Origin of the sequence: Mycobacterium sp., assembly GCF_049280035.1 — a bacterium.
Lineage (GTDB): Bacteria > Actinomycetota > Actinomycetes > Mycobacteriales > Mycobacteriaceae > Mycobacterium.
Genome location: NZ_JBAPPI010000537.1, coordinates 1 through 1878 on the forward strand (window position 1 = coordinate 1; position 1878 = coordinate 1878).

Sequence of the window (1878 nt, forward strand, 5' to 3'; positions counted from 1 at the left end):
GTGCAACTGCATCAGGCAGCGTTGACGGAACTCGTGGTTGGTCGACCAGTCGGTGGTGTCGAAGGCGCGGCGGGCGGCGGCGATGGCCTCCTGCATGTCCTCGGCACTCGCGTCGGTGGCGGACCCCAGCACTTCTTCGTTGGTCGGGTTCACGTTGTCGACGGTCTTCCCGGTCGATGAGTCCCGCAGCCGGCCGTCGACGAATAGCCTGGTCTCGGGGTTGAAGTTGACGGTGGCGGCGGCGATGGGTGAAGCCGTCATTGGCGATCCCTCTCACTGAAGTGTCGGCGTGGGTTATTGTAACCTCTTATAGCTAACTGTTTAGCGGATTCTGGCATGCGCCCGGGTCCGGGCACCCATGAAGGGGGGTCGGTTGTCCGCCCCTGTCGACAGCGCCATTGATGGTAGTGGCCGACTCGACTACGTATCCGACGTCGCGTCCTACCGCCAGGACTTCCGCCGCTACCTTCGTGACCTCGAACCGGCTCAGGAGTGGCGCTCGGCGGCGTTCACCAGCGCCGAAGACGGCCTGGCACACGACGCCCAGGTGATGGCGCGGCTACACGCCGACGGCTGGAACCGGTATGGCTGGCCGGAGGCGGCAGGGGGTCTCGGCGGAAACGAAATCCACCGCGCAGTGTATTACGAGGAACTCGGCTACGCGATGCTGCCGATACCGGCGCAACACTGGACGTTGGAGACCCTGGGCCCCGCCTTGCTCAGATTCGCTCCACGCCTGGCCGCGGCCTATCTGCCCGGCTACCTGTCCGGCGCCGAATGGTGGGGCCAGAGCTTCTCCGAGCCGGAGTCCGGCAGCGACCTGGCCACGCTGCGCACCCGCGCAGTCGCCGATGGCGACGGCGGCTTCGTCGTCAACGGCCAGAAGATCTGGACCAGCCAGGGGCCGACGGCCACCCGGCTGCTCGCGCTGGTACGTACCGGTACGCCCGAAAGCCGCCACCGAGGGCTAACGATGCTCATGGTCGACGCCGACGCGCCGGGAGTCACAATCCGGCCGATCGCCCTGGCAAGTGGCCGCCGCGAGCTGGCCGAAGTGTTCTTCGACGACGTTCGGGTCGACCGCGAACGGGTGATCGGCGACGTCGACGGCGGCTGGGCGGTGGCGATGCACCTCATGCAGTACGAACGCGGAATGTACGGCTACGCCGTGCTGAACAAGGTGCTCAGCGAGCTGAGCCGGCTGCGGGAAGACATGGTGATCGCGGGTGCCACCGACGCGCAACGCCGGCGCTTCGCCCGGGTCTATGTCGACGTGGTTGCCGCGCAGGCCCGGACTGCCACGACCGTGCGGCGGCTGGCCGCGGGCGAATCGGTCGGCGCGGACAGCAGCGTCGACAAACTCCTGTTCGGCCGGGCTGAAAAGGAGGTGAACGACCTGGTCCTCGAAATCGGCAGGGAGCAGATGATCGCCGGAACCGGTCGCGGCGGCGCAGCGCTGAACACCGCCCGTGCCGAGTGGTGGTACTCGCGCGCGGCCACGATCATGGGCGGCACCGCCGAAGTGCAGCGCGGCATCATCGCCGACCACCTCCTCGGGTTGCCCAAGGAGAAGAGATGAGCCGCGCAGCGACGATGCGGGCCCCTTGGCGGCCCGAGGAGGAGCGCCGCCCATGACCAAGGAAGGTCAGCCAACCGACGAATCGTGGCCGATGGTCGAGGAAGCGGTGTTCCGTCTCTTCGAGGAACTGGCAGGCAAGTCCGACTCGGCGGAACACGTGGCGATCGGTCCGCGTCTGGCCGAGCTGGGCTGGTCGGACATCGAAGCCGAGTATCCCGTCGAGGCGTGCGAGCTGCTGTTCCGCGCCCAGGGCCGGTCGCTGGCGCTGACTGACTGCCTAGATCGCGTCATGTTGGCCG

At 67.5% G+C, this 1878-nt stretch carries 2 protein-coding genes and 1 pseudogene; 2 read left to right on the forward strand and 1 reads right to left on the reverse strand.

Annotated features, from left to right (window positions below):
* A partial coding sequence (locus tag WAN71_RS17470; RefSeq protein ID WP_422226537.1) for an aldehyde dehydrogenase family protein occupies nt 1–261 on the reverse strand: 261 nt, incomplete at its 3' end.
* A 112-nt stretch (nt 262–373) separates the two neighbouring features.
* Between WAN71_RS17470 and WAN71_RS17475 the strand changes: the two genes are divergently transcribed.
* Entirely contained in the window at nt 374–1579 is a 1206-nt protein-coding gene (locus WAN71_RS17475; protein ID WP_422226538.1) for an acyl-CoA dehydrogenase family protein, read from the forward strand.
* Nucleotides 1580–1631: 52 nt separating this feature from the next.
* Nucleotides 1632–1878, forward strand: a pseudogene (locus WAN71_RS17480) (acyl-CoA dehydrogenase); the annotation flags it as partial.